At 70.1% G+C, this 25,357-nt stretch carries 26 protein-coding genes; 15 read left to right on the top strand and 11 right to left on the bottom strand.

Features of this window, described 5'->3' with window-relative positions; translation table 11 throughout:
- Nucleotides 1-8: 8 nt before the first annotated feature.
- Nucleotides 9-320 carry a 4a-hydroxytetrahydrobiopterin dehydratase gene (locus ACWZJV_RS04490; protein WP_008357788.1) on the top strand — a complete coding sequence of 104 codons (312 nt, stop codon included), beginning with the start codon at nucleotides 9-11 and terminating at the stop codon, nucleotides 318-320.
- Nucleotides 321-326: 6 nt separating this feature from the next.
- On the opposite strand, the gene ACWZJV_RS04485 is transcribed toward ACWZJV_RS04490, so the two are convergent.
- From ACWZJV_RS04485 to ACWZJV_RS04475, 3 genes are read right to left on the bottom strand one after another with little or no spacing between them, the layout of a single operon-like run.
- The gene (locus tag ACWZJV_RS04485) at nucleotides 327-1,070 is read right to left on the bottom strand and encodes a transglutaminase family protein (RefSeq protein WP_457180373.1); all 744 of its coding nucleotides are present in this window, start codon (nucleotides 1,068-1,070) and stop codon (nucleotides 327-329) included.
- Between the two features lie 14 nt (nucleotides 1,071-1,084).
- Nucleotides 1,085-2,014 (bottom strand): alpha-E domain-containing protein, encoded by a 930-nt coding sequence (locus tag ACWZJV_RS04480; protein ID WP_457180372.1) that lies wholly within the window; start codon nucleotides 2,012-2,014, stop codon nucleotides 1,085-1,087.
- Nucleotides 2,014-3,510 (bottom strand): circularly permuted type 2 ATP-grasp protein, encoded by a 1,497-nt coding sequence (locus ACWZJV_RS04475; RefSeq protein ID WP_457180371.1) that lies wholly within the window; start codon nucleotides 3,508-3,510, stop codon nucleotides 2,014-2,016. Before ACWZJV_RS04475 ends, ACWZJV_RS04480 begins: the two co-directional genes overlap by 1 nt.
- 75 nt (nucleotides 3,511-3,585) lie before the next feature.
- Here ACWZJV_RS04475 and ACWZJV_RS04470 point away from each other — a divergent pair, with 75 nt between their 5' ends.
- Nucleotides 3,586-3,795: a hypothetical protein gene (locus tag ACWZJV_RS04470; protein WP_008357784.1), complete on the top strand. Its 210-nt coding sequence runs from the start codon at nucleotides 3,586-3,588 to the stop codon at nucleotides 3,793-3,795.
- On the opposite strand, the gene ACWZJV_RS04465 is transcribed toward ACWZJV_RS04470, so the two are convergent.
- Entirely contained in the window at nucleotides 3,796-5,013 is a 1,218-nt protein-coding gene (locus ACWZJV_RS04465; protein WP_457180370.1) for a PQQ-dependent sugar dehydrogenase, read from the bottom strand. It abuts the gene before it with no gap.
- A 43-nt stretch (nucleotides 5,014-5,056) separates the two neighbouring features.
- Here ACWZJV_RS04465 and ACWZJV_RS04460 point away from each other — a divergent pair, with 43 nt between their 5' ends.
- Nucleotides 5,057-5,701, top strand: coding sequence for an ion channel (locus ACWZJV_RS04460; protein ID WP_457180369.1), 645 nt, complete (start codon nucleotides 5,057-5,059; stop codon nucleotides 5,699-5,701).
- Between the two features lie 100 nt (nucleotides 5,702-5,801).
- Here the strand turns inward: ACWZJV_RS04460 and panB are convergent, their stop codons facing one another.
- Nucleotides 5,802-6,674, bottom strand: a complete 873-nt coding sequence (gene panB / locus ACWZJV_RS04455; protein WP_457180368.1) for a 3-methyl-2-oxobutanoate hydroxymethyltransferase — start codon at nucleotides 6,672-6,674, stop codon at nucleotides 5,802-5,804.
- Between the two features lie 95 nt (nucleotides 6,675-6,769).
- Nucleotides 6,770-7,306: a GNAT family N-acetyltransferase gene (locus ACWZJV_RS04450; RefSeq protein WP_457180367.1), complete on the bottom strand. Its 537-nt coding sequence runs from the start codon at nucleotides 7,304-7,306 to the stop codon at nucleotides 6,770-6,772.
- Between the two features lie 54 nt (nucleotides 7,307-7,360).
- Here ACWZJV_RS04450 and ACWZJV_RS04445 point away from each other — a divergent pair, with 54 nt between their 5' ends.
- The 9 genes from ACWZJV_RS04445 to ACWZJV_RS04405 all read left to right on the top strand — a co-directional run bounded on the left by ACWZJV_RS04445 (nucleotide 7,361) and on the right by ACWZJV_RS04405 (nucleotide 18,089).
- Nucleotides 7,361-7,831, top strand: coding sequence for an N-acetyltransferase family protein (locus tag ACWZJV_RS04445; RefSeq protein WP_457180366.1), 471 nt, complete (start codon nucleotides 7,361-7,363; stop codon nucleotides 7,829-7,831).
- A 135-nt stretch (nucleotides 7,832-7,966) separates the two neighbouring features.
- The gene (locus tag ACWZJV_RS04440) at nucleotides 7,967-9,031 is read left to right on the top strand and encodes a 3-keto-disaccharide hydrolase (protein WP_457180365.1); all 1,065 of its coding nucleotides are present in this window, start codon (nucleotides 7,967-7,969) and stop codon (nucleotides 9,029-9,031) included.
- Nucleotides 9,032-9,096: 65 nt separating this feature from the next.
- A complete protein-coding gene (locus ACWZJV_RS04435; protein WP_457180364.1) occupies nucleotides 9,097-11,121 on the top strand; it encodes an NAD(+) synthase in 2,025 nt (674 codons plus the stop codon).
- Nucleotides 11,122-11,217: 96 nt separating this feature from the next.
- Nucleotides 11,218-11,853: a SatD family protein gene (locus ACWZJV_RS04430; protein ID WP_457180363.1), complete on the top strand. Its 636-nt coding sequence runs from the start codon at nucleotides 11,218-11,220 to the stop codon at nucleotides 11,851-11,853.
- Nucleotides 11,850-12,599 carry a hypothetical protein gene (locus ACWZJV_RS04425; protein WP_457180362.1) on the top strand — a complete coding sequence of 250 codons (750 nt, stop codon included), beginning with the start codon at nucleotides 11,850-11,852 and terminating at the stop codon, nucleotides 12,597-12,599. Before ACWZJV_RS04430 ends, ACWZJV_RS04425 begins: the two co-directional genes overlap by 4 nt.
- A gap of 21 nt (nucleotides 12,600-12,620) precedes the next feature.
- Nucleotides 12,621-12,812 carry a hypothetical protein gene (locus tag ACWZJV_RS04420; RefSeq protein ID WP_196873535.1) on the top strand — a complete coding sequence of 64 codons (192 nt, stop codon included), beginning with the start codon at nucleotides 12,621-12,623 and terminating at the stop codon, nucleotides 12,810-12,812.
- Nucleotides 12,813-12,861: 49 nt separating this feature from the next.
- Entirely contained in the window at nucleotides 12,862-14,199 is a 1,338-nt protein-coding gene (gene glnA, locus ACWZJV_RS04415; protein ID WP_008357768.1) for a type I glutamate--ammonia ligase, read from the top strand.
- A gap of 181 nt (nucleotides 14,200-14,380) precedes the next feature.
- Entirely contained in the window at nucleotides 14,381-15,088 is a 708-nt protein-coding gene (locus ACWZJV_RS04410; RefSeq protein ID WP_457180361.1) for a type 1 glutamine amidotransferase, read from the top strand.
- A gap of 28 nt (nucleotides 15,089-15,116) precedes the next feature.
- The gene (locus tag ACWZJV_RS04405; RefSeq protein WP_457180360.1) at nucleotides 15,117-18,089 is read left to right on the top strand and encodes a bifunctional [glutamine synthetase] adenylyltransferase/[glutamine synthetase]-adenylyl-L-tyrosine phosphorylase; all 2,973 of its coding nucleotides are present in this window, start codon (nucleotides 15,117-15,119) and stop codon (nucleotides 18,087-18,089) included.
- Nucleotides 18,090-18,136: 47 nt separating this feature from the next.
- Here the strand turns inward: ACWZJV_RS04405 and ACWZJV_RS04400 are convergent, their stop codons facing one another.
- Nucleotides 18,137-19,432, bottom strand: a complete 1,296-nt coding sequence (locus ACWZJV_RS04400) for an MHYT domain-containing protein (protein ID WP_457180359.1) — start codon at nucleotides 19,430-19,432, stop codon at nucleotides 18,137-18,139.
- A 186-nt stretch (nucleotides 19,433-19,618) separates the two neighbouring features.
- On the opposite strand from ACWZJV_RS04400, the gene ACWZJV_RS04395 reads away from it, so the two are divergent.
- Nucleotides 19,619-20,317: a spermidine synthase gene (locus ACWZJV_RS04395; protein WP_457180358.1), complete on the top strand. Its 699-nt coding sequence runs from the start codon at nucleotides 19,619-19,621 to the stop codon at nucleotides 20,315-20,317.
- A gap of 9 nt (nucleotides 20,318-20,326) precedes the next feature.
- Nucleotides 20,327-20,809, top strand: a complete 483-nt coding sequence (locus ACWZJV_RS04390; RefSeq protein ID WP_457180357.1) for a YbaK/EbsC family protein — start codon at nucleotides 20,327-20,329, stop codon at nucleotides 20,807-20,809.
- Nucleotides 20,810-20,882: 73 nt separating this feature from the next.
- On the opposite strand, the gene ACWZJV_RS04385 is transcribed toward ACWZJV_RS04390, so the two are convergent.
- Complete coding sequence (locus ACWZJV_RS04385) at nucleotides 20,883-21,086, bottom strand: cold-shock protein (RefSeq protein WP_008357755.1); 204 nt, start codon at nucleotides 21,084-21,086, stop codon at nucleotides 20,883-20,885.
- A gap of 323 nt (nucleotides 21,087-21,409) precedes the next feature.
- Here ACWZJV_RS04385 and ACWZJV_RS04380 point away from each other — a divergent pair, with 323 nt between their 5' ends.
- Entirely contained in the window at nucleotides 21,410-23,062 is a 1,653-nt protein-coding gene (locus ACWZJV_RS04380) for a glycoside hydrolase family 13 protein (protein WP_457180356.1), read from the top strand.
- Nucleotides 23,063-23,067: 5 nt separating this feature from the next.
- Here the strand turns inward: ACWZJV_RS04380 and ACWZJV_RS04375 are convergent, their stop codons facing one another.
- From ACWZJV_RS04375 to ACWZJV_RS04365, 3 genes are all read right to left on the bottom strand, one after another.
- Entirely contained in the window at nucleotides 23,068-23,487 is a 420-nt protein-coding gene (locus ACWZJV_RS04375; protein WP_457180355.1) for a DUF1707 SHOCT-like domain-containing protein, read from the bottom strand.
- Nucleotides 23,488-23,602: 115 nt separating this feature from the next.
- The gene (locus ACWZJV_RS04370) at nucleotides 23,603-24,523 is read right to left on the bottom strand and encodes an AEC family transporter (RefSeq protein ID WP_008357748.1); all 921 of its coding nucleotides are present in this window, start codon (nucleotides 24,521-24,523) and stop codon (nucleotides 23,603-23,605) included.
- Nucleotides 24,524-25,237 carry a GntR family transcriptional regulator gene (locus tag ACWZJV_RS04365; protein WP_008357746.1) on the bottom strand — a complete coding sequence of 238 codons (714 nt, stop codon included), beginning with the start codon at nucleotides 25,235-25,237 and terminating at the stop codon, nucleotides 24,524-24,526.
- Nucleotides 25,238-25,357 lie beyond the last annotated feature (120 nt).

Below are 25,357 nucleotides of genomic sequence, written 5' to 3'. Positions count from 1 at the left end.
GTGGTGGCATGGAACCTGACACCACGACTCTCACCGCCGAGCAGGTCGCCCAGGAGCAGCTCGAGGGCTGGACGTACGACTCCTCCGGCGAGGCCGACAGCATCGTCGCCCGCGTGGAGACCGGTGACTTCATCACCGGTCTCGCGCTGGTCAACGCGATCGGGGCCAAGGCCGAGGAGGCCAACCACCACCCCGACATCGACCTGCGCTACCCCTACGTCGAGATCCGGCTCTCCAGCCACGACGCCGGCGGCGTCACCAGCCGCGACATCGCGCTGGCGAAGGTGATCAACGCGCTCTCGGCCGAGTCCTCGCTCTGAGCCGGACTAGGCCAGGCGCGTCATCTCGACGCTGACCTCGACGGTGGGCTCGGCGGGACCCGAGTAGATCCCGCCCAACGGCTTGACGTCGGTGTGGTCGCGACCCGTGGCCACACCGACGTAGGTGTCGCCGGGCTCGGCGCCGGTGGCCGGGTCGATCCCGTGCCACCCGTCGTCCCACCACTCCACCCAGGAGTGGGCGCCGCCGGGGTAGACGTAGCCGGAGACGTAACGCGCCGGGATCCCGACCGTCCGCAGCGCCCCGAGCAGCTGGTGGGCGGCATCGGCTGGTGCGGCGGAAGCGACCGCGCGGGCGATCTCGACCGCGGCCTCGCCCGGCAGTCCGACCGAGGCGGCGATCGCCTTGGCCTGACCCGCGAGCTCCTCCTCGGGCGCGACGTGCGCCGGCAGACCGAGGAACTCGACGAACCGGTCCGCGACACCGGGCAGCGCGGCCTCCTCCCAGGTGAGCACGGGCGCCGCACCGGGCTCGCGGGAGACCTGGACGGTGCTGGTCGCGGAGACCTTCAGGGTCCGGTGCGCGTCGAGCACCTCGATCGCGGTGACCTCGTTGCCGAAGTAGTCCTTGTACTCATACGTCCACGGTTTGGGCGAGACGTCGAGCCGGTGGTGGACCACGATCTGGTTGGGCGTGGTCAGCGGAGTCAGCCGCGCCTGGTTGTAGGAGGCGACCGCCGGTCCGTCGTAGCTGAACGTCGTGGTGTGCACGATCCGGAACTGCATGCTCATCTCGATCAGACTCCTCAGACCGGCTGCCACGCGAGCGCCTCGGCGCCGGCGAAGTAGCGCTTGGTGACCGCCTCGGTGGCCTCGGCGCAGGTGACCTGGAGGCGCTCCATCTCGGCGGGCAGGTCCGCCAGGAGGTCGTGGAGCGAGCGATACTCCAGCGACGCCCGCATCCGGCCGATCAGCCGGTGGGCCTCGTCGGAGAACCCGGCCCGCCGGGTCGTGCCCTCCAGCGTGTCCAGCGCCCCCTCGGCCCGCTGCAGCGCGTGCACCACCGAGCGCGGGAAGATCCGGTCCAGCAGCAGGAACTCGGCCGCCGCCTGCTCGGTCTCGACCCCCTTGTTGACCCGCAGGAACGCGTCGTACGCACCACAGGCGCGCAGCGTCGAGTTCCACTGCGAGGCTCCGCCGGCCGAGGTAAGCGACGTGGTCGCGACCAGCCGCGAGGTCATGTCGGCGCGCTCGACGTAGCGCCCGAGCATCAGGAACTGCCAGGACTCGTCACGCATCATCGTGGCGTCGGCGGTGCCGTTGATCTGGGCCACCCGGTCGCGCACCCAGCCGAAGATGAACGGTGCCCGCATGTGCTTGAACTGCCCGGCCGGGATCGCCCGGTAGGTGGTGTTCAGCGCCTCCCACAACGGCACCGAGAGCGTCTCCCGCGCGCCTCGGGCCGCCTCGCGGGCCGCCCCCAGGGCATATGCCATCGAGGTCGGTGCGGTGGTGTCGTACGCCAGCATGTCCAGCGTCTGCGGCAGGCCGACCTTCTCGTCGGAGGAGATCTCGACGCCCATCACCGCGAGCAGGGAGCGGCAGGCCGTCTCCTCGTCGGTGGCGGCGTCCTCGAGGATGTGCTGCGTCTGGACGTCGAGGATCCGTGCGGTGTCCTCGGCACGCTCCACATAGCGTCCGATCCAGAACATCGACTCGGCGATGCGACTCAGCATCACGCAACCCCCTGCGCTTGAGACTGACCCTGACTCTGACCCCGGTCGGTCGGCCGGGGCGACGTCGGTCCGGCGAGCACCCAGGTGTCCTTCGAGCCGCCGCCACGGGAGCTGTTCACGATCAGCTCGCCCTCGGCGAGCGCCACCCGAGTCAGGCCACCGGGAAGGACCCAGACCTTGTCGCCATCATTGACCGCGAACGGCCTCAGGTCCACATGCCGCGCCCCGAGATCTCCGTCGATGAAGGTCGGGACCGTGGAGAGCTGCACCACCGGCTGGGCGATCCAGGAGCGGGGGTCGTCCAGGATCTTGCCGCGCAGCACCTCCAGCTCGCGCGCCGAGGCCGCCGGCCCGATCACGATGCCCTTGCCGCCGGAGCCGTCGACGGGCTTGAGGACGAGCTCGTCGAGCCGGTCGAGGACCTCCTCGCGGGAGGTCGCGTCGCCCATCCGCCAGGTGTCGACGTTCTTGATGATCGGATCCTCCGCCAGGTAGTAGCGGATGATGTCGGGCATGTAGGTGTAGACGAGCTTGTCGTCGGCGACCCCGTTGCCGACCGCGTTGGCCAGGGTCACGTTGCCCATCCGGGCGGCGTCGATCAGCCCCACGCAGCCGAGCATCGAGTCGGGCCGGAAGTGGACCGGATCGAGGAACTCGTCGTCGATGCGCCGGTAGATCACGTGCACCGGGGCCAGCCCCTTGGTCGTACGCATCAGCACCTGCCCGTTGCGGCAGACCAGGTCGCGCCCCTCGACGAGCTCGACCCCCATCGTCCGGGCCAGCAGCGCGTGCTCGAAGTAGGCGCCGTTGTAGACGCCCGGGGTCAGCACGACCACGGTCGGGTCGGCGACACCGGCCGGAGCGGCCGCACGCAGTGCCGCGAGGAGCTTCTGCGGGTAGTTGGCCACCGGCCGGATCCGGTGCTCGGCGATCGTCTCCGGCAGCGCGGCCGAGATCGCGCGACGGTTGGTCATGACGTACGAGACGCCCGACGGGACCCGCACGTTGTCCTCCAGCACGCGGAACTCGCCGGCGTTGTCACGGACCAGGTCGATGCCGGAGACCTGCACGCGTACGCCGTTGGGCGGGTGCACGCCCGCGGCCGCGCGGTGATAGTGGCTGGAGGTCGTGATCACCTCGCGCGGGATCACCCCGTCGTCGAAGACCTTGCCCTCGTCGTAGACGTCGGCCAGGAACAGCTCCAGCGCCTTGACCCGCTGCTGGACGCCCTTGTCGATCGTGGCCCAGGTGTCGCGCTCGATGACCCGCGGCACGATGTCGAGCGGGAAGGCCCGCTCCTCGCCGCCGATGTCGAAGGTGACGCCCTGGTCGAGATAGCTGGCCTGCATCGCCTCGACCCGGCTGATCAGCTCGGAGGCGCTGAGCCTGCGCAGGGAGTCGCCGAGCCGCTGGTAGGGAGGCCGCAGCTCGCTGCCGGCGAACATCTCGTCAAAGGCCGGATCTCGAGTCTCGTAGGCGTCGAACATCTGGCTCATGGTGGCAACCTACTGAAATCCGTGTAACAGCGCTGTTGCCCACGCGAACATCTCGCACAACGGTAGGTTGGGGACATGAGCGACGAGCACGCTGGCGAGTTCTACTACTGCCTCAAGCACCAGACCGTCGAGCCGTACGAGGGCTGCAAGGCCAAGGATCGTCTCGGCCCCTACGCCTCCCACGCCGAGGCCGCCCTGGCGCTGCAGAAGGTGCAGGAGAACAACGAGCGGTGGGACAAGGAGGACAAGGCCTGGGAAGGCGACGCGGGCACCGAGGACAAGTGATCAGCGCGGGGTGACCCGGAGCAGGACGTCCTCGCCGCCACCGTTGTCGGTGGTGACGAGGAGGTCCCCGTCGGCCGCCAGCGAGACCGTACGCAGCCGCCCGTGGTCGTGCATGACCTCGGGCGACCGGTCGTCGGTGAGCTTGCCGGACTCGTCGAAGGAGATGATCCGCAGCTCCTGGTCCTTGAGCACGGCGACCGCGAGCGCTCCGCCGAACGCGCCCCACCGCTCTTGGACGGGGATGAAGGTGCCGCCGCCGGTGGCCACGGTGGGATTGCCGGAGCTCCAGGCCGCCTCGATCTGCTTCCCGGGCAGATCCTGGTCGGTCATCGGCACCGACTCGTCGTAGCCGGAGCCCGGGTTCCAGCCGTAGTCGCCGCCCAGCGTGATCTCGTTGACCTCGTCGTCGCGGTCGGGGCCGTGCTCGACCGACCAGACGGTGCCGTCGGCACGCTGCGCCAGCCCCTGCACGTTGCGGTGGCCGAAGCTCGTGATGAATCGTCGTGGTCCCTCGTCACCACCCCACGGGTTGCCCGGCCAGGGCTCGCCGGTCTCCGGGTCGAGCCGGAGCGTCTTCCCGCCCAGGGAGTCGAGGCTGCGCGGGTTCTCCTCGTTCGCGGCATCGCCGGTGCCGACCCACAGTGCGCCGTCGGCGCTGATCAGCAGCCGGCAGCCACCGTGCCTTCCGGAGCTCGTGGGGAAGCCGTCGATCAGGGTGCGCTCCTGGGTGGCCCGAGTGAGTCCGGCGTCGAGGGTCCAGGAGATGACGCGTACGTCCTCACCACCGTTCCACCCCTGGCAGGTGTAGATGCGCCGGTTCTCGGCGAAGCCGGGGTCGACCTCCAGGCCCATCAGGCCGGTCTCGCCGGAGACCCAGATGTCGTTGTCCTCGAGCGGGATCTCGCGCCGCTCCCCGTCCTCGATCAGCGACAGGACCGCCCGGTCGCGCTCGGTGACCAGGAACCGGTCCTCGCCGAGGTCGGCGACGTCCCACGGATGGTCGAGCCCTTCGCCGGCCACCTCGACGTCGAGCTCGGGCACCCGGTCGGAGGCCGGCAGCACGGCCGGGGGAGCGGACGAGGAGGAGCTCGGCGGCGCACTGGCCGAACCCGACGGGTTCAGCGGCGGCGGGGTCGTGGCCGGAGAGGAGTCTCCGGCGCAGGCGGCGGTCGAGAGCCCGAGAGCGACCACGGAGGCGAGGGCTAGGGCAGCGCGCATGGTGCCGACGGTACTGGCCCGGTGGGCCCTAGGGTGGGCGGTTGTGACGAACGCCTTCAACGCGATGCGGAATCATCCCTCGGCCGTGCTGCTCGTGGGGCAGCTGGTCGCCGTCCTGGCCTACCCGTTCCTCGACGGCTCGACCGCCGGCCGCGCCGGGATCGGCGTCCTCCAGCTGTTGCTGCTGGTCGTCGCCGTCGCGGCCGTACGCCTCACCCCGGCCCTGTCCTGGGTGGCGATCCTGTTCGGTGCGCCCGCGACGGTCTTCGCGGTCTGGGAGGCGGTCGCGCCGGACGAGGGCTGGGTGGTCCTGGTCTCGGCCCTCTTCCACGTGCCGTTCTACCTGTTCGTCTCCTACGCGATGATCCGCTACCTCTTCCACGACGACGTCGTGACCCGCGACGAGCTCTACGCCACCGGCGCCGCGTTCACCGTGGTGGCCTGGGCCTTCGCCTACCTCTACGCGGCCGTGCAGGTGATCTGGCCGGGCTCGTTCGACACCCAGCGCACCTGGTTCGAGCTCCTCTACCTCTCCTTCACCACCCTGACCTCCCTCGGCCTCTCCGACATCGTCCCCGTCCAGCCCCACTCCCGCTCGGTCGTCATGGTCGAGCAGGTCGCCGGCGTCTTCTACGTCGCGCTCGTCGTCGCCCGCCTCGTCGGCCTCGCCCGGCCGGTCAGCCGCTGACCTGTTCCGCCTGTGGAAGCAGGACCCGAGAAGTGGTCGATCCGGGCCCGGCATTGAGCCGGCGGACGGCCCGGATCGACCACTCAGTCGGAGACGATCCTCAGAAGGTGTGCTCGGGGCCCGGGAAGGTGGAGCCCTTGACGTCGGAGATGTAGGCCTCGGCGCCGTCGGAGAGGACCGACTTCACGTCGGCGTACTGCTTCACGAAGCGGGCCATCTTGCCGCTGCGCATCCCGAAGGCGTCCTGCCAGACCAGCACCTGGCCGTCGCAGTCGGGGCCGGCGCCGATGCCGATCGTGGGGATGTCGAGCTCCTTGGTGATCTGCGCGGCGACGTCGCCGGGGACCATCTCCATGACGACCGCGAAGGCGCCCGCCTCCTGGACGGCCTTGGCGTCGTCGATGATCCGGTCGGAGGCGTCTCCTCGGCCCTGGACGCGGTAGCCGCCGAGCACGTGCTCGGACTGCGGGGTGAAGCCGATGTGGGCGATGACCGGGATGCCGCCCTCGGTCAGCTTCTTGATCACCGGGGCCATCTCGGCGCCGCCCTCGAGCTTCACGCAGTGGGCGCCGGCCTCCTTCATGAACCGCACCGCGGTCAGATAGCCCTGCTCGGGCGAGGCCTGGTAGGAGCCGAAGGGCAGGTCGCCGACGACCATCGCCCGCTTCACGCTGCGGGATACGGCGCGGGTCAGCGGCAGCAGCTCGTCCACGGTCACCGGAAGCGACGTCTCGTTGCCGAGGACGTTGTTGGAGGCGGAGTCACCGACGAGCAGCAGGTCGACCCCGGCCTCGTCGAAGATCTGGGCCGTGTACATGTCGTAGGAGGTGAGCATCGTGATCTTGTCGCCACGCTGCTTCATCTCGCGAAGATGATGCGTGCGCACCTTGCGTACGGGCTTGGCCGGAGAGTTCCCGGCAGCTCCGGTGCCGTAGGGCGCGGTCTCCTCGGCAGAGGGGTTCGTGCTCATCATCGAGCCTTTCTGGTGTCATCTCGCAGCTCCCTGATGGAGTCCACGGACTACCTCCAGCGTAGGTCCAGACGAACCCGTTGGCGCTGTGGTGGTGATCACAGCCGGTCGAACGGCGCGGCATAGCGGAACGGACCCCGAAGACCCGGTTCGTACGCAGCCAGCGGCCGTGCCTGGAAGTAGTCGCCCCACGCCGGATCGGGCGCCTCGATCCCGAGCGAGGAGGCGGGCACGAAGCCGAAGCGCGCGTAGTAGGCCGGTGAGCCGAGCAGCACGACGACCGGCTCGCCCAGCGCGTCGGCGCCGCCGAGGATCGCGTGCATCAGCGCCGAGCCGACCCCGTCGCGCTGGCGCTCCGGGGAGACGCTCACCGGGCCGAGCCCGAGTGCGGGCCGGCCGGCGAGCTCACCCCGCGTGGCCACGGCGTGGCCGACGACCTCGCCGTCCACCTCGGCGACCAGCGAGAGCTCCGGGACCCAGCCCGGGTCCTCGCGCAGCCAGCCCACCAGCGTCGCCTCCCCGGGCGCGCCGTCGGGTTCGATCGGCGGGGCGGAGTGCTCCACCCCGGAGAAGGCGGCGGCGGTGACCGCCCGGATGTCGGCCACGTCCTCGGGACGCTCACGTCGGATCAGCACGATCCGACGCTAAACCGAACGACAGCCCCGGCGCTCCTGGTTATCGTCGCGTCCATGCGGGTGCGAGAGGCGACGACGGCGGACCTCGACGCGGTGATCCACGTCGGAGTGACGACCTGGCGGGCGACCTACCCGCCGATCACCGGGGAGGCGTACGTCGAGAAGGGCATCGCCAGATGGTGGGCTCCCGAGGCCGTGATCCCCGGGATCGAGGACGGCCGGGTCCTGGTCGCCGAGGACGGCGACCGGGTCGTCGGCATGGCCGCCTACACGCCCTTCGAGGACCACGTGATGCTCTGGAAGCTCTACGTCCTCCCCGACGCCCAGGGCTCGGGTGCCGGTGGCGCGCTGCTGACGGAGGTGATCGGCCGCGCCGGCGACCTGCCGGTGCGTCTCACCCACCTGGCCGGCAACGACCGCGCCCATGCCGTCTACGAGCGCCTCGGCTTCGTCGAGACCGACAAGGTGACCAGTCCGATCGACGGCGGCCCGGAAGAGATCGTGATGGAGCGTCCCGCAGGCTGACCTCGGAGCTTCGACACTTTCGAAGATTGTCCGCGAAAGTCGTTCAGGGATGGTTGAAAGTCGCCGGCGGTCGCCACTAGCATCCAGCGTGACGCGCATCACACCTCGCTCGGCGTCCCGACGTTCGGAGTCTCGATGTCTCACTTCCTCCACTCACGCCGCACCCGGACCCGGCTCGCGCTCGGATCGGCCGTCCTCGGGGTCGCCGCACTGTGCCTGGGCGGTCAGGTCGGAGCGGCCGCGACGTCTGCCGGGACACCTGCGACGACCGCAACCTGTCCGGCGCCCGACGCCCGCCCGAGCGTGGTCTTCCTCGATCTCGACAGCGGTGTGGCCAACAGCACCCTGAGCTCCGGCTGCACCATCAACGACGTCATCGACGACGAGCGGACGTGGCCGGCTCACGGGGCCTTCGTGGCGCACGTCCGCAGCGTCACCGCCGAGCTGGTCGCCACCGGCGAGGTGACACGGGCCGAGGCCGGCCGGCTGCAGTCCGCGGCCGCCCGCTCGCAGGTGGGGAAGGTCGAGGGTTACGACTGGCTCTTCGACGGCTCGGCCGGCTCGTTCGACGACTGGGCGTACGCCGGCGACGGCGGGTTCGACCTGGTGCCGGACGGCACCATCCGCAGCCGCGCCGGCGCGGGTGGCGGCTTCGGCACCCTGTGGTACCCGGCACGGGAGTTCGGTGACTTCTCGCTGCGACTGCAGTTCCGCGACGACGCGCCCGGCGCGGCCCGCGGGAACAGTGGCGTCCAGGTGCGCTTCCCCGAGCTGTGGGGCCCGGTCGAGGGATGCCCGACGACGTACAACGGCAGCGAGACCGGCAACCTCTCCTGGATCGCGGTCAACTGCGGTCACGAGATCCAGGTCAACGACTCGCCGGAGACCGGCAGCAACGACCCCCGCAAGACCGGCTCGGTCTACGGCTTCGCCGACCTCACCCTGGCCCAGGCACGACCGACCCCGAAGGGCACCTGGAACGACCTCGAGATCCGCGTCGTCGGCCAGCACTACACCGTGATCCGCAACGGCGTCGTGATCAACGAGTTCGAGAACCTGCCCGGGCTGCCGTTCCCCGGCCGTCCGAACGATCCCGACTCCAGCAGCCGGGGCCTGACCGGTCATGTCGGGGTCCAGGCGCACGGCAGCGCCCCTGACGTGGTGTCCTACCGGAACATCCGCATCCGCGAGCTGTCCTGAGGTCGTACGCGGCCGGCGGCGGGCATCGGGTGGTCGGATAGCCGGTCGCGCCTAGACTCCCAGGTGTGGACTTCTACTCCGCCTACTCCCATGGCTTCGCGCGGGTCGCGGCGTGCACCATCCCGATCTCCGTCGCCGACCCGGCGGCCAACGCGCGCGAGGTGATCGCGCAGGCTCGCGAGTGCTCCGACGAGGGGGTCGCGGTGGCGGTCTTCCCGGAGCTGTGCCTCTCGGGCTACTCGATCGACGACCTCGTCCTGCAGCGGACCCTCCTCGATGCCGTGCACGCCGCGATCAGCGCGATCGTGGTGGCCTCCGAGGAACTGCTGACGGTGATCGTCGTCGGCGCCCCGCTGCGCCACGGCGACCGCGTGCTCAACACCGCGGTGGTGATCCACGGCGGCGAGGTGCTGGGCGTGGTGCCCAAGTCCTACCTCCCCAACTACCGGGAGTTCTACGAGAAGCGCTGGTACAGCACCGGCGACGATGCAGACGGCACCATCATGCTCGGTGGCGAGGAGGTGCCGCTCAGCAATGGCCTGCTCTTCCGCTGCACCGACGTCAAGGATCTCGTCTTCCACGTCGAGATCTGCGAGGACATGTGGGTCCCGGTGCCGCCGAGCGCGAAGGCGGCACTGGCCGGGGCGACCGTCCTGCTCAACCTCTCCGCGAGCCCGGTCACCGTGGGGCGCTCCGAAGCGCGCCGCCTGCTGGTGCAGTCGGCGAGCGCGCGGTGCGCGGCAGCGTACGTCTACACCGCTGCGGGGCCGGGCGAGTCGACGACCGACCTGTCGTGGGACGGGCAGACGATGGTGTACGAGCTCGGCGAGTTGCTGGGGGAGACCGAGCGGTTCCCCGACAGCGCCAGAAGGACCGTGGTCGACGTCGATCTGGAACGGATCCGCGCGGAGCGGATCCGGCAGAGCACTTTCGACGACAACCGTCGGGCAGAGGGCGGATATCACTCCGAGATCGAGTTCGAGCTCAGCCCGCCGCTGGTCGGCGACGGGCTGCGGCGCAAGGTCGACCGGTTCCCGTTCGTCCCCGACGACCCGGAGAAGCTCGCGCTGGACTGCTACGAGGCCTACAACATCCAGGTCTCCGGCCTCGAGAAGCGGCTGCAGTCGATCGGCCCGGACACGAAGATCGTCATCGGCGTCTCCGGCGGGCTCGACTCGACCCACGCGCTGATCGTCGCGGCCAAGGCGATGGAACGGCTCGGCCGCCCGGCGAGCGACATCCTGGCGTTCACGATGCCCGGCTTCGCGACCTCCGACGACACCAAGTCCAACGCGATCCACCTGATGGAGGCGCTCGGGACGACCTACGAGACGCTCGACATCCGCCCCACCGCCACCCAGATGCTCAAGGAGATCGGCCACCCGGCCGGCGACGGCGAGCCGGTCTACGACGTGACCTTCGAGAACGTGCAGGCGGGGCTGCGTACGGACTTCCTCTTCCGTATCGCCAACCAGCGCGGCGGCATCGTGCTCGGCACCGGCGACCTCTCCGAGCTGGCGCTCGGCTGGGCGACGTACGGCGTCGGCGACCAGATGTCGCACTACAACGTCAACGCCGGCGTGCCGAAGACCCTGATCCAGCACCTGATCCGCTGGGTGATCACCACCGAGCAGTTCGACGGCACCGCCGACGAGGTGCTCCAGGCGATCCTCGACCAGGAGATCTCGCCCGAGCTCGTGCCGGGGGAGGAGCTGCAGTCGACGGAGCAGAAGATCGGCCCGTACGCGCTGCAGGACTTCACCCTCTTCCACACCGTCCGCAACGGCTTCACGCCCTCGAAGATCGCCTTCCTGGCGTGGAACGCGTGGCACGACGTCGAGGCCGGCGAGTGGCCGCCGGGGTTCCCCGAGGGCAAGCGGACGGCCTACGAGATGAAGGAGATCCGGGCCTGGCTCGAGGTCTTCGTGAAGCGCTTCTTCGCCAACCAGTTCAAGCGGTCGGCGCTGCCCAACGGTCCGAAGGTCTCCAACGGCGGCACGATGTCGCCCCGCGGCGACTGGCGGATGCCCTCGGACGCCTCGCCGGCGGCCTGGCTCGCCGAGATCGAGGCGCGGGTTCCTGTGGAGTGAGGTGGCTGGCGCCGGATGTTGGTGAAGCAAAAAGCTTCATTTCATTCAGGTGAAGCAAATATCTTCATTTCAGGTCGATGAAGGTATGATCTTCATATGACGTCCGTGGCAACGGTGATCGGCGACCTCGTGGGCTCGCGCACCAAGTCCGACCGCGCGAAGGTCCACGAGGTGTTCGCCGCCGCCATCGAGGAGATCAACCGGGAGTGGCGACCGATCACGCCGCTGCGGATCACGGTCGGCGACGAGTACCAGGGCGCCTTCGAGACCGTCGGGGCCGCGATCCAGGCCACCTTCCGGCTGCGGATCGCGCTCGACCCCGTGGTCGGCGTACGCCACGGCATCGGCTGGGGCGCCACCCGGGTGCTTCGTGACGACCCGCGGGTGGAGGACGGGCCGGGGTGGTGGTCGGCGCGGGCGGCGATCGAGGCGGCGGAGGCCGCGGAGAACAAGGCGGCCACGCGCGGCGTACGGACCTGGTACCAGCCCGCGGAGGAGGCGGGTGGTCCCGACCCGGCCGCGGTCAACGCCGCCCTGATCGCGCGCGACGAGCTCTACTCCCGGCTGGATCGCTCCTCGGTGTCGGTGCTTTCTGGCATGCTCTCCGCCATGTCCCAGAAGGCCATGGCCGACGAGCTCGACATCACCCCCTCCGCGGTCTCCCAGCGGGTGCGCCGCGACGGCATCGCCGTGATCGTGCGCGCCGACGAGCTGTTGGGGGAGGTCAGATGAGCTGGATCGCCTTGTTGCTGATCGGGGTCGGCACGGTCGACTTCGCGCACGCGCTCGTCGACCCGCTCCGGCGGATCCGGTGGGTGCCCGAGGCGATCGGGGCCGTGGTCGTGATCGCCTTCGGCCTGCTCTCGGCCCTCTTCGGGGGCGACCTGGCGGCGGTGATCGTCATCGCCGGGATCACGGTGCTGTGGGGCTTCCTGGCCCATCCGCCCGAGGGCTCGGACAAGAACCCTCACCCCGGGGTGCCGCTGGCCCTGCTGGGCGGGACGATCTTCCTCGGCATCCTGCTGGCGCCGGTGGCGGGCGAGGTCGCCGGGCCGGTCGCCGCGTGGGCGGATGGCGCGCCCTGGGCCTGGGTCGAGGCGGCGCGGCCCGAGGCCGTGCTGCTCGCCTTCGGTGGCCTGCTGGTGCAGATCTCGACCGGCAACGTCGTGGTGCAGCTCGTCCTCGACGTCGCCAAGGTGGCCAACCCGCTCGACGGGGTCGACGGCAACAATCTCAAGGGCGGCAGGCTCCTCGGCCCGCTCGAGCGGCTGACGATCTTCGGCCTCGGCCTCACCGGCAGCATCGCCGCCGCCGGCCTGGTGGTCGCGGCCAAGGGTCTGATCCGCTGGCCGGAGCTGCAGTCCTTCCGTGGGGAGACCGAGGGGCCGAGCATCAACGACGTGACCGAATACTTCCTGGTCGGCAGCTTCGTGTCCTGGATGACCTCGCTGGTGACCCTCGCCCTGGTCATCACCTAGGCCGAGACTAGATTGCGTGTCATGACAGTGGGAAAGGCTCTCGCGCTCGTGGTGGCCGCGGTGCTCCTCGTGGCCGGTGGAGCGCTCGCGCTGACCGGCATGGGCTATCTCGGCGGAGGCGGCACGAGCACCGCCTGGTCGGTCATCGGCGCGGCGCTGGCGGGGTTCGGTGTGGCGCTCGTCATCTCGATCTTCAGGGGTCCCGGCCGCTGACGCTGGCGCGGGAGTCCCAGCCGTAACGTCGGACCGTTAGTGTTCACGCATGGGCAAGCAACAGGACTTCGTGCTCCGCGCACTCGAAGAGCGAGACGTACGTTTCGTGCGGCTGTGGTTCACCGACGTGCTCGGCTATCTGAAGTCGGTCGCGGTGGCGCCGGCCGAGCTCGAGAGCGCCTTCGCGGAGGGCATCGGGTTCGACGGCAGCGCGATCGAGGGGTTCGCGCGGGTGACCGAGGCCGACATGCTGGCCCTGCCCGATCCGAGCACGTTCCAGATCCTGCCGTGGCGTACCGACGGCCCGTCGACGGGCCGGATGTTCTGCGACATCGTGATGCCCGACGGGTCGCCGTCCTACGCCGACCCGCGCTACGTGCTGAAGCGCACCCTGTCCAACGCCGCGGAGAAGGGCTTCACCTTCTACACGCACCCCGAGATCGAGTTCTACCTCTTCAAGGACAACCCGCGTGACGGCAGCGAGCCGACCCCGGTCGACTCCAGCGGCTACTTCGACCACACCGCGCAGTCGATGGGCGCCGACTTCCGGCGTGAGGCGATCACCATGCTCGAAGCCATGGGCATCAGCGTCGAGTACAGCCACCACGAGGGCGGTCCGGGCCAGAACGAGATCGACCTGCGCTACGCCGACGCGCTGAGCACGGCCGACAACATCATGACCTTCCGCACGGTCATCCGTGAGGTCGCGCTGAGCCAGGGCATCTGGGCCAGCTTCATGCCCAAGCCCTTCACTGAGCACCCGGGCTCGGGCATGCACACCCACCTCAGCCTCTTCGAGGGCGACGCCAACGCGTTCTACGAGCCGGGTGCCGAGTACCAGCTCTCCAAGACCGGCCGCAGCTTCATCGGCGGTGTGCTCCGGCACGCTCCGGAGATCACCGCGGTCACCAACCAGTGGGTCAACTCCTACAAGCGCCTGATCGGCGGGGGAGAGGCACCGGCTCACATCGCCTGGGGCCACAACAACCGCTCCGCGCTGGTCCGGGTGCCGATGTACAAGCCGCTCAAGGGCCAGTCGACCCGCATCGAGGTGCGCAGTCTCGACGCCGCCTGCAACCCCTACCTGGCCTTCGCCGTGATCCTGGCGGCGGGCATGAAGGGCATCGAGGAGGGCTACGAGCTGCCGCGCGAGGCCGAGGACGACGTCTGGGCGCTGACCGAGCGCGAGCGCAAGAGCCTCGGCATCGACCCGCTCCCGGAGAACCTCGACGAGGCGATCGGGATGGCCGAGGACTCCGAGCTGCTCGCCGAGACGCTCGGCGAGCACGTCTTCGACTTCTTCCTGCGCAACAAGCGCGCCGAGTGGGCCGCCTACCGCGAGCAGGTGACCGCTTACGAGCGCTCCCGGATGCTGCCCGTCATCTGAGCCAGCAAACTGGTTGTCAGGGAAACTCAAGCCCGATTCCACACTTCCGATCCGGTGCTGCCACACTGGATCGAACGGGAGAGTGGGAGTGATGTCGTTGAGTCTTCCCCGAGTGCTTGTGATTCAGCACGAGGAGACAGTTCCGCCGGCGTTGTTCGGTCATTGGCTGGCTGAGGCGGGCATGTGTGTCGACGTCTGTCGGGCGTACGCCGAGCCGATCCCGCCGCTCTCGTCGCTGGACGCCTCCTACTCGGGGCTGCTCGTCATGGGCGGCTCGATGGACGCCGACTCCGACGCCGAGCACCCCTGGCTGCAGGTCACCCGGGAGCGCATCGCCCAGGCCGCCGAGGCCGGCATCCCGACGCTCGGGATCTGCCTGGGTCACCAGCTCGCCGCGATGGCTCTGGGCGGCACCGTGGAGCGCAGCCCGTTCGGGCTCACCGTGGGCGTCCACCAGGTGACCTGGGAGCCCGAGGTGCTCTTCGACCCCCTGATGCGCCTGCTGGCGGGCGACGACCGCGCCCTGCACTGGCACCGCGACGTCGTCGGTGAGCTGCCCGAGGGCTCCGTCAAGCTGGCCAGCTCGATCGACGGCCAAGTGCAGGCGGCGCGGTTCGCCCCGACCGTGTGGGGCGTGCAGTTCCACCCCGAGGTCGACGCCGCCGCGGTCGCCGTCTGGGCGAACGAGTCCGTCAAGGAGCTCGAGCAGATCGGGCGCAGCGTCGACGATGTGGTCGCGACCGCCACCTTCGCCGAGAACGAGCTGATCAAGACCTGGCAGCCGCTGGCCTTCGGGTTCGCCCGCCTGGTCCGCGAGCGCGCTGCCGCGGTCGCTCCTGGAGGCACCCGCGGCGGTGTCATCCCGACCCCTAGGCCCTGGAGCGCCTGACGCCGACCCGGGTGACAGAATCGGGGCCATGACGTTGCCAGGCAAGGGCGAGCTGCTCCGGCTCGGGTTCAACGATCCGGACACCGCCCTGGGAGACCTGGCAGCTCTCGGCCCCGGCACCCAGGAGCTGCTGGCGATCCTCGGGCAGGCCGCCGACCCCGACGCCGCGCTGGCCGGTCTGGTCACCCTCGCCGAGTCCCAGGGCGACGGTTTCGTCGAGGAGCTCGCCGGGGACGAGGGCACCGCGATGCGGCTGGTCTGCGTGCTCGGCGCCTCGCCCGCGCTGGCCGACCACCTCGCCCGTCATCCCGCTCAGTGGCGGGAGCTGGCCGACCCGACGCTCGGCACGACCAGGCCCGCGGCGTACGTCTTCCGGGCATCGCTGCTCGAGGCCGTCGGTGCGGAGCCGGGTGAGGAGTCCCCGGTGGCCACGGTCGCGGACGCGGAGGCGCTCGACGCGCTCCGGGTCGAGTACCGCCGCTGGCTGCTCCGGCTCGCCGCCCGCGACCTGGCCCACCAGCTCCCGGTCGACGATGTCGCCGCCGAGCTCTCCGACCTGGCCTGCGCGACGCTCGAGGCTGCGCTGGCGGTTGCCCGTGCGCGGGTGGGGAGCGATGCCGACAAGGTCCGGCTGGCGGTCATCGCGATGGGTAAGTGCGGCGGGCACGAGCTCAACTACGTCTCCGACGTCGACGTGATCTTCGTCCACGAGGCCGCCGACGGCGTCGGCGACGAAGTCTCGCTGCGCGTCGCCACCCAGCTGGCCAGCAACCTGATCCAGGTCTGCTCCGCCCACACCGGCGAGGGAACCATCTGGCCGGTCGACGCGGCGCTGCGTCCCGAGGGCAAGGCGGGCGCCCTCTCGCGCACGATCCCCGGCCATGTCGGCTACTACGAGCGCTGGGCCAGCACCTGGGAGTTCCAGGCGCTGCTCAAGGCCCGTCCGGCCGCCGGCGACCTCGAGCTCGGCCGGGCCTACGTCGACGCCGTCAACCCGTTCGTGTGGAAGGCGGCCGAGCGCGACGGGTTCGTGTCCGACACCCAGGCGATGCGGCGCCGGGTCATCGCCCACATCCCGTCGAGGGAGGCCGATCGCGAGCTCAAGCTCGGCGCCGGTGGGCTGCGCGACGTCGAGTTCGCCGTGCAGCTGCTGCAGCTCGTCCACGGTCGTGCCGACACCGGCATCCGCCAGCCCACCACGCTCTCCGCGCTGGCGGCGCTGACCAGGGCCGGCTACGTCGGTCGCGAGGACGGCGAGGCGATGCACGAGGCCTACGCGTTCCTGCGGCGGATGGAGCACCGGCTCCAGCTCTACCGGCTCCGGCGCACCCACGTCGTGCCCGACGACGAGGAGTCCCTGCGCTGGCTGGCGCGCTCGCTCGGCTACCTGCGCGACCCGGTCGTGCGCCTGGAGAAGGAGTGGGGACACCAGCGGATCGAGGTGCGCCGGCTCCACGAGAAGCTCTTCTACCGCCCGCTCCTCGACGCGGTCGCCCGGATCCCGTCCGGACAGGCGCACCTGTCGGCGAAGGCCGCCGAGGAGCGGCTGACCGCGCTGGGCTACGCCGACCCGAAGGCCGCGCTGCGGCACCTGGAGGCGCTCACCACGGGCGTCTCCCGGCGCGCGGCGCTGCAGCGCGCGCTGCTGCCGGTGATGCTCCAGTGGCTCTCCGAGGGCTCCGACCCCGACGCCGGTCTCTTCGGGTTCCGCCGGATCTCCGACGCGCTCGGTGCCACGCCCTGGTATCTCCGCTCGCTGCGCGACGAGGGCCTGGTCGCCCAGCACTTCGCCACGATCCTGTCCACCTCGCGCTACACCACCGCGCTGCTCGAACGGGAGCCCGAGGCGCTGCGCCTGCTCGGCCACGATCTGGCCCCGCTCTCGGCCGAGGCGCTGACCGACGAGATGGTCGCCCGCGCCGCACGCCGCCGCACCACCACCTCCGCCGAGGAGGCCGTACGCCACATCCGGGCGATCCGCCGGCGCGAGCTGTTCCGGATCTCGGCGGCCGAGCTCCTCGGCGAGGCCGGGATCGACACCATCGGCGCCGCGCTGTCGCGGCTCACGGACGCCACCTTGGAGGCCTCGCTGCGCACGGTCGTGGCGGAGGAGGTCGCCCGCCGCGAGATCGAGGAGCCGCCGACCAGGATCGCCATCATCGCGATGGGCCGCTACGGCGGCTTCGAGCTCTCCTACGCCTCCGACGCCGACGTGCTCTTCGTCCACCAGCCCGTCGAGGGGGCCGACCAGGGCGAGGCGACCCAGTTTGCGCTCAAGGTCATCGCCGACCTGCGCCGACTGCTCGCCCTTCCCGGTGCCGACCCGCCACTGGAGCTCGACGCCGACCTGCGCCCCGAGGGGCGGCAGGGCGCGCTGGTGCGGACACTGCCTGCGTACGCCTCCTACTACGCGAAGTGGTCGGGCATCTGGGAGTCGCAGGCGCTGCTGCGCGCCGACGCGGTCGTCGGCGACCCGCAGGTGCGCGAGGCGTTCACCGAGATGATCGACCCGCTGCGCTATCCCGAGGGCGGGCTGACCGAGGACGAGATCATCGAGGTGCGCCGGATCAAGGGCCGCGTCGACCACGAGCGGCTGCCGCGCGGCGCCGACCCCAACACCCACCTGAAGCTCGGCCGCGGCGGGCTCGCCGACATCGAGTGGACGGCTCAGCTGCTGCAGATGCGGCATGCGTACGCCGTCCCCGGGCTGCGCACTCCCCGCACCGTCGAGGCGCTGCAGGCTGCCCGCGATGCCTCGCTGATCGATGCCGACGACGCCCAGACCCTGATCGAGGCGTGGCGGATGGTGAGCCGGGTGCGCAACGCGGTCACGCTCGCCCGCGGCCGCCCGGCGGACTCGCTGCCAGCAGGACCGGTCGAGCAGCACGCCGTCGCCGCCATCCTCGGCTATCCGGCCGGTGCCACCGACGAGCTGGTCAACGACTACCTGCGGATGACCCGGCTCGCCCACGGCGTGGTCGAGCGCGTCTTCTGGGAGTGAACGGACCGCGGGGGTAGGGGCGGATCGCCCCTACCCCCGCGAGCTCGCTACAGGTTGTTGTTGCGCGGCGGCAGCCAGCCCGGCGGGCGCTGGGGGCGGGGCTGCTGGGCCGGAGGCTCGTTGGCCGCCTCCTCGGCGGGCTGCCTGGACTGGGGCCTGAAGAAGTCGGGCTGCCGCTCGGACGCGCCGTTGGCGGGGCTGCCGTTGGAGGGCTGCTGAGCGTAGGGCCGGGGCGTCCAGCGTCCGTTCTGGGGGCGCAGCTGGGTCGGGCGCTGGGCGAACATGCCGCCGATGCCCTCGCCGGCGGGCTGGTTCGCCTGCGGGCTGCCGGAGGCGGCCGGCTGCCGGGTGGGGAGCGGCTGCAGCGGCTGGTGCGGGTCGGGCTGCTGGCCGAACTGCCCGTGCTGACCGGACTGGCTGAGCTGACCGTGCTGACCGGAGTGACCGAGCTGGCCGAGTTGACCGAGCTGGCCGAGTTGACCGAGCTGGCCGGGCTGACCGGGCTGGCCGGCGAAGGGCGACCGCCCCATGCCCGGGAGCTGCGGCATCGCGTGGGCACCGGAGTCGGACATCCTCCGCTGGTCGGGGGTCCAGGGGTCGTCGAGATCGTCGTTGATGCCGGCGAACATGGTGCCGAAGCCGATCACGATCAGCATGCCCGCCGAGATCGCGAAGATCGGCATCGCCAGGTAGACCGGGTCGGCGCCGCTGACGTGGCCGAGCTTGTCGTCGGGCGAGCTGTGGATCTCGAGGGCGAGCATGCCGGTGTAGTGCATCACGCACACGCCGATGCCCATGATGAAGGCCGCGGCCACCCGCATCAGGCGTGAGGTCACGTTGAAGGCGAAGAAGAGCGCCAGCGCCGAGGCGGCCAGCGCGATGATGATGGAGATGACGACGATCGCCGGCTTCCAGACCATCTTGGCGCTCATGTCCATGGCGTACATGCCGGTGTAGTGCATCGCGCCGACGCCGGCGCCGGTGACCAGCCCACCGACGACGTATCCCGTCTTGCCACGCATCGCGGTGGCGATGAGCATCCCGACCATCGCAGCGACGATGGCGACGGCGAGCGAGATGAGGGTGGTGCCGATGTCGAGGGCGTACGCCACGTGGCTGTCGAAGGCGAGCATTCCGATGAAGTGCATGGACCAGATCGCGCCGCCGCCGATCGAGGTCGCTGCGCCGAAGAGCCAGAGCCAGGAGGTGGAGCCTGCGCCCGGCCGGAGGGCACGGCTCGCACAGGTCAGTCCGACCCATGATCCGAGGACGGAGATGATGAAGGACATCCCGACCAAGGGCTGGCTGAACGCCCCGATGGTGACTTCTTCAATGGTTGTCACGCGTTTCGACTTCCTCTCGTTCCTCGCCGGACGGGGTGTGGGGGATCGGCGGGGTAGATATGGAACCACATGGATGCCCCTAGGGGTATCCGGGATGCTCCGTAACGGGTCATGGTTCCGCTGTAGCGCAGGTCACAATAGAGGAACAAGTCCTCCATTTCCATGCAGGGGTAGGGTGTCTCCGCTATGCCCGGTGATGTATATGTGCTCGAGCTCGACGACATGCAGCAGTCGGCCGTCGACCTGGGAGACCCGACCCGCCTCGTCTTCGACTACATGAGGCGTGTCGGCGATGTTATCGACCGAATGCCCCCAGGGCCAGTGCGGGTCCTTCACGTCGGCGGTGCCGCGATGACGCTTCCGCGCTACGTCCACGCCACCCGGCCGCGCTCCGCGCAGATCGTTCTCGAGCCGTCGGTCGAGGTCATCGAGCGCGTACGCAGCGAGGCGCCGCTCCCACCGCGCAGCGGGATCAAGGTGCGTCCCGTCGACGGGAGGGCGGGCATCGGCGGCGTACGGGACGGCTTCGCCGACCTGGTGATCCTCGACGCTTTCGACGGCGGCCACACCCCGCCCGAGCTCACCTCCGCCGCCTTCGTCGAGGACGTACGCCGCGTGCTCGCGCCGTCCGGAGTCTTCGTCGCCAACCTCGTCGATCGCCCGCCGTTCGCCCGGGTGCGGGACTTCGTGGCGGTGGCCAGGGACCTCGGGGACGTGGTCGTCGGCGTCGAGCCGGCGACCTTGAAAGGTCGCCGGCCCGGCAACCTGGTGATCGTGTGCGGCGCCGCGCCGGAGTCCCCGTTCGGGTCGCCGCCGCCGATGGAGTACCGCATCTTCGCCGGTCGAGCCGTCGCCGACTCCTTCGGTGGCGGGACGCGGCACTAGGCTGCGGGCATGTCGATCGAGCTCGCCCGCGCCCACCTGGACCGCTTCGGACGTGGTGGGGACATCATCGAGTCGCAGGAGTCGAAGGCGACCGTCGAGCTCGCCGCGGTGGCCCTCGGGGTGTCCCCGGCGGAGATCGCGAAGACGATCAGCCTCTACACCGAGGACCGCACCGCCGCGATCCTCGTCGTCGCGGCCGGCGACGCCAAGATCGCCAACGCGAAGTTCAAGGCCCATTTCGGCACCAAGGCGCGGATGCTCGCGGCGGAGGACGTGGAGCCGATGACGGGGCATGCGATCGGCGGTGTCTGCCCGTTCGGCAACCCCGCCTCGGCCGAGGTCTGGCTCGACGCCTCGCTCAAGCGCTTCGACATGGTCTACCCGGCAGCGGGCAGCGCCAACACGACCATCGCGCTCACGCTCGGTGACCTCGAGACGATCAGCGAGGCCCGGGGCTGGGTCGACGTCACCAAGCTTCCCGAGACCTCCTGACCGGCTGGTCCGAAAAGGGGGACAGCCCCGCCCTGCCGAAGCAGGAGCGGGGCTGCCTTGCAGAAAGCCGAAGTCAGACCGGGCGGACGTTCTCGGCCTGCGGGCCCTTCGGGCCCTGGGTGACGTCGAACTCGACGCGCTGGTTCTCGTCCAGGGTCTTGTAGCCCTGGGTCTGGATCGCGGAGAAGTGCACGAAGACGTCGTCGCCCCCGTTGTCCTGGGCGATGAAGCCGAAGCCCTTGTCGCCGTTGAACCACTTCACGGTTCCCTGAGTCATGAATCTAATCCTTGTGTACACAGGGCGACTCCGTGCCGCCCTTTGGGCGTTGAATCCACGAGTACTGATTTCTGCTTCTGCGGAAGACCAAGTGCTGCACGAACGGTCACCGAGAGCAACCGCGAAGCGCGTGGGGACGCCTCCTTCAACGCCGGTAAGCCTACATGCCACAAGCCGACTTCGGATATCCCCGAGTTTTCGGCGTTTCCGGCGCGGGATCCACCGCGAATCCGGTGTCGTATACGTGGCCAGGTTTGACAACCCCGAGCATCGCATCGACAAGATCGGGGTACCGGCGATCTACCGACGAGATAGGGGCATGCGTGGACCAGCCATGGTGGCGCGAAGCAGTGGCGTATCAGATCTACCCGCGATCTTTCGCGGACTCGAACGGCGACGGCCTCGGAGATCTGCAGGGCATCACCGATCATCTCGACTATCTCGCCGCGCTGGGTGTCGACGCGATCTGGATCTGCCCGTTCTACACCTCGCCGCAGAACGACCACGGCTACGACGTCGCCGACTACTGCGACGTGGACCCGATCTTCGGCACGCTCGAGGATGCCGACCATCTGATCGCACGGGCGCACGAGCTCGCCCTGAAGGTGATCGTCGACCTGGTGCCCAACCACACCTCCTCGGCCCATCCCTGGTTCATCGAGGCGCTCGCCGAGGCGAGGTCCGAAGGGACGGGCACTGCCGAGGCCACCGGGTCGAGCGCCCGTGACCGCTACATCTTCCGCGACGGCCGCGGCGAGGCGGGGGAGGAGCCACCGACCAACTGGCGCTCGGTCTTCGGCGGTCCGGCGTGGACCCGGGTCGAGGACGGGCAGTGGTATCTCCACCTCTTCGACGACGACCAGCCCGACCTCAACTGGCACAACCCCGAGGTGGTCGAGGAGTTCACCAGGATCCTCACCTTCTGGCTCGACCGCGGCGTCGACGGGTTCCGGGTCGACATCGCCCACGGGCTCTTCAAGGAGCTGCGCGACCAGGTCGTTCCCGACGGCCTCGCGCTCACCTCGGACGCCGCGGTCATGTACCAGCGGGGCATCACCGACGCGCCGATGTGGGACAACCCGGGTGTCCACGAGATCTACCGCGCCTGGCGCAAGCTGATCGACTCCTTCGACGGTGACCGGATGATGGTCGCCGAGGCCTGGACCCCTGGGCCGGCCGAGCTGCGGCGCTACGTACGTGCCGATGAGTTCAACCAGGCGTTCAACTTCTCCTGGCTGCAGGCGCCCTGGTCCGCCGAGGCGTTCAGCGAGGTCATCGAGTCGACGCTGAAGGCGCTCGGCCCCTCGCGGGCGGCGCCGACCTGGGTCCTCTCCAACCACGATGTCGTCCGCCACCGCTCGCGCTACGGCGACGGTCTGCAGGCGCTGCACCGGGCGCGCGCGGCGACGCTCACGATGCTGGCGCTGCCGGGGTCGGCGTACCTGTACCAGGGGGAGGAACTGGGCCTGCCCCAGGTCTACCTACCGCCCGAGTATCAGGAGGACCCGTGGTCGGAGACCGGCGAGGGTGGTCGTGACGGCTGTCGGGTGCCGCTGCCGTGGAGCGGCTTCGAGCCGCCCTTCGGGTTCAGCCGTGTGGCCGAGGAGGACCTGCCGACGCAGCCGTGGCTTCCGCAGCCCGCCGAGTGGGTCGACCTCACCGTGGCCGCGCAGAACGGTGTCCGGGACTCGACGCTGGAGTTCTACCGGGCGGCGCTGTCGGCGCGGCGTACCTACGCGCTCGGAGCCGACGAGGACGTGGAGATCCTCGACGCGCCCGAGGGTGTCGTCTCGTTCCGGCGAGGCGGTGTCGGTGGTTCCGAGGACACCAGGAGCCAGCTGATCGTCGTCCTCAACTGCGGGATGGAGCCGACGCCGCTGCCCGAGGGCGAGATCGTGATGTACAGCGGCGACCCGGTGGTCGGCGACCTGCCCACCGACTCCGCGGTCTGGATCCTGGCGCCTGCGGTGAAATGATCCGGCTACGGCCGTGATCCGGCTCGGCCGTGGGTGGGCAGACAGCCGTGATGCATCGCGTGGTGGTGCCGGTGGCGGCTCTTGCGGAAGGCGAGTGCCCCGAGCGCGATCGCGGCGAAGACCCACCACGGCACGCCCATCACCATCAACCCGATCGCCACGAGCAGGAAGCAGGCGATCAGCGGGAAGGGCCGCGGCCCGCCTCGGTGCGGGCGGCGCGCGACCTGTGGCGGCTGCGGCGCACTCCTCGGCAGGTCGGTGAAGAGCATCTCCAGGTCGGCGCGGACGCGCGCGGACCAGACCGCGTCGAGGCGCTCGTAGTAGTCGTCGTCGGAGAGCCGGCCGGTCGAGTAGTGCTCGGCGAGCCTCGCCGACGCCTCCTCCCGGTCGGCCTCGCTCACCCGCAGGTTGTCGAGGTTGCTCATGTCATCTCCCTTGTGAAGCTGCATCGACTGTCGGCGTAGTGTCTCGATATATCGCGAGGGTACGCCCGAAGGAATGCGGCCGCAAGGGACTTTCGTCGTGCTCGGCGGTCGGGGGTCAGGTGAGCAGCAGGACGACCAGCAGGATCGCCGGCACGGTGGCCAAGGTGCTGACGAAGATGACGTCGCGGGCCAGCAGCACGGCCCGGTTGTAGCGCTGCGCGACGACGAAGACGTTCTGGGCGGTCGGCAGCGCGGAGAGCACGGTCACCGCCAGCAGCGCCTCGGCGTCGAGCCCGAGCAGGAACCGCCCGATGACGTACGCCGCCACCGGCTGGACCACCTGCTTGGTCGCGACCACGGCGGCCAGGTCGAGCGGCGGCACACCGCGTCCAGGGAGCGGGCCGAGCCGGAGCGCGACCCCGTAGGCGATCAGCATCGAGGGGACCGCCATGCCCGCGACCAGGTCCAGCGGGTCGGAGACCGGTGTCGGCAGGTCGAGGTCGGTGACGGAGAGCGCCACCCCGATGAGCGAGGCGACGGTGATCGGGTTGGTCAGCGGGCGGCGCAGGACCGCCCAGAAGGAGAGCCTCGTGGCGCTCGCGTCGGCGTCGAGGATCACCAGCGCCAGCGGCTGGAGCACGAGCATCTGCAGCAGGAGCGTCGGCGCGACCAGGACCGGGTCGCCCAGGACGTACGACGCGATCGGGAGGCCGAGGTTGCCGGCGTTGGCGTAGCAGCCGCACAGCGTCGCGACCACCGTGGTGCCGAGGTCGCGGCGGCGCAGGCGCGCGACGGTGACGACGAGAGTCGCCGAGACCAGTACGGCGCCGGCGACCGCGACCAGGTTGCCGGAGAAGACGAAGCCGAGGTCGCTGTCGTCCATCACCGTGATCAGCAGGGCCGGGCTGGCGACGTAGAACGCGAGCGTCGAGAGCGTGCGCTGGCCCTGCTGGTCGAGGATCTTGAGCTGGGCGAGCAGCGCGCCGAGCGCGATGAGGACGGTGATCGTGGCGAAGCCGGTGAAGACTCCCGCCATCTACTGCTCGCGCCGCAGGTCGAGGAGCCCGCGGGCGGCGTGCTCGGTGACGATGCGCTCGGCCTCGACCGCGTCGCGGGCACGGAGGGCGAGCACGAGGGCGCGGTGCTCGGCGTAGCGGTCCGCGCCGAACTCGTCGCCGGCGAGCAGGTGCGCCCGGGAGATCTCCCGCTGGCGCGACCGGCTCAGCGAGCGGGACTGCTCCAGGAGGCGTACGAGAACCGGGTTGTGGGCCGCGGCGTTGACCTGCTCGTTGAACCGGCCGAGCACGTCGAGGAAGCGGTCGGCGTGCTTCTCGACCGGCTTGCCGTCGCGGTGGCGCGCCCGGATGAGGATCACCAGGTCGTCGGCCTCGTCGAGCAGCCGGTCGAGCTCGTCGAGCTCGTCGTCGGTGGCGTGCCTGGCGGCGAACCGGGCGGCCAGACCGCGCAGCGCGACCTCCACCTCGGCCAGGTCGTGGCTGGCGTCCTCCTCGATCCGGGCCACCAGGGTCGTACGCGGCCCCACCCGCTCCACGAGACCGTCGAGCTCGAGCCGCCGGATCGCCTCCCGGACCGGGGTCGGGCTGACACCCAGTCTCTCGGCCATGCCGCGCTCGGTCACCTTGGCCCCGGGTTCGAGCTCGCCGGAGCCGATCTGGCTGCGTAGGGCCTGGTAGACGCGCTCGGCCACGGTGGTGGCCTCCGGCGTGGTCTCGGGGGAGGAGATCGACATGGCCACGATACTAGGCCACTTTTCCAACAGTGCCACCTCTTGACTATTTTGCTGTAGCAAAACTACTGTGAGCGCCGCCACATGTCACAGAAGCCATGGGAGAGTCATGCAGAGATCACG

The sequence above is a fragment of the Nocardioides sp. WG-D5 genome, assembly GCF_054031175.1.
Note: the sequence above shows the minus strand (reverse complement) of the source record. Positions and strands in the feature narration are given on the sequence as shown.

What these genes read in the sequence shown, in the direction of transcription:
- ACWZJV_RS04420 (WP_196873535.1), top strand. Translation starts at nt 12,621, where the DNA reads ATGACAGTGGGAAAGGCTCTCGCGCTCGTGGTGGCCGCGGTGCTCCTC.
- ACWZJV_RS04430 (WP_457180363.1), top strand. Translation starts at nt 11,218, where the DNA reads ATGACGTCCGTGGCAACGGTGATCGGCGACCTCGTGGGCTCGCGCACC.
- ACWZJV_RS04490 (WP_008357788.1), top strand. Translation starts at nt 9, where the DNA reads ATGGAACCTGACACCACGACTCTCACCGCCGAGCAGGTCGCCCAGGAG.
- ACWZJV_RS04425 (WP_457180362.1), top strand. Translation starts at nt 11,850, where the DNA reads ATGAGCTGGATCGCCTTGTTGCTGATCGGGGTCGGCACGGTCGACTTC.
- ACWZJV_RS04390 (WP_457180357.1), top strand. Translation starts at nt 20,327, where the DNA reads ATGTCGATCGAGCTCGCCCGCGCCCACCTGGACCGCTTCGGACGTGGT.
- ACWZJV_RS04465 (WP_457180370.1), bottom strand. Translation starts at nt 5,013, where the DNA reads ATGCGCGCTGCCCTAGCCCTCGCCTCCGTGGTCGCTCTCGGGCTCTCG.
- glnA (WP_008357768.1), top strand. Translation starts at nt 12,862, where the DNA reads ATGGGCAAGCAACAGGACTTCGTGCTCCGCGCACTCGAAGAGCGAGAC.
- ACWZJV_RS04480 (WP_457180372.1), bottom strand. Translation starts at nt 2,014, where the DNA reads ATGCTGAGTCGCATCGCCGAGTCGATGTTCTGGATCGGACGCTATGTG.
- ACWZJV_RS04470 (WP_008357784.1), top strand. Translation starts at nt 3,586, where the DNA reads ATGAGCGACGAGCACGCTGGCGAGTTCTACTACTGCCTCAAGCACCAG.
- ACWZJV_RS04485 (WP_457180373.1), bottom strand. Translation starts at nt 1,070, where the DNA reads ATGAGCATGCAGTTCCGGATCGTGCACACCACGACGTTCAGCTACGAC.
- ACWZJV_RS04410 (WP_457180361.1), top strand. Translation starts at nt 14,381, where the DNA reads ATGTGTGTCGACGTCTGTCGGGCGTACGCCGAGCCGATCCCGCCGCTC.
- panB (WP_457180368.1), bottom strand. Translation starts at nt 6,674, where the DNA reads ATGATGAGCACGAACCCCTCTGCCGAGGAGACCGCGCCCTACGGCACC.
- ACWZJV_RS04395 (WP_457180358.1), top strand. Translation starts at nt 19,619, where the DNA reads ATGCCCGGTGATGTATATGTGCTCGAGCTCGACGACATGCAGCAGTCG.
- ACWZJV_RS04370 (WP_008357748.1), bottom strand. Translation starts at nt 24,523, where the DNA reads ATGGCGGGAGTCTTCACCGGCTTCGCCACGATCACCGTCCTCATCGCG.
- ACWZJV_RS04440 (WP_457180365.1), top strand. Translation starts at nt 7,967, where the DNA reads ATGTCTCACTTCCTCCACTCACGCCGCACCCGGACCCGGCTCGCGCTC.
- ACWZJV_RS04365 (WP_008357746.1), bottom strand. Translation starts at nt 25,237, where the DNA reads ATGTCGATCTCCTCCCCCGAGACCACGCCGGAGGCCACCACCGTGGCC.
- ACWZJV_RS04445 (WP_457180366.1), top strand. Translation starts at nt 7,361, where the DNA reads ATGCGGGTGCGAGAGGCGACGACGGCGGACCTCGACGCGGTGATCCAC.
- ACWZJV_RS04375 (WP_457180355.1), bottom strand. Translation starts at nt 23,487, where the DNA reads ATGAGCAACCTCGACAACCTGCGGGTGAGCGAGGCCGACCGGGAGGAG.
- ACWZJV_RS04405 (WP_457180360.1), top strand. Translation starts at nt 15,117, where the DNA reads ATGACGTTGCCAGGCAAGGGCGAGCTGCTCCGGCTCGGGTTCAACGAT.
- ACWZJV_RS04385 (WP_008357755.1), bottom strand. Translation starts at nt 21,086, where the DNA reads ATGACTCAGGGAACCGTGAAGTGGTTCAACGGCGACAAGGGCTTCGGC.
- ACWZJV_RS04475 (WP_457180371.1), bottom strand. Translation starts at nt 3,510, where the DNA reads ATGAGCCAGATGTTCGACGCCTACGAGACTCGAGATCCGGCCTTTGAC.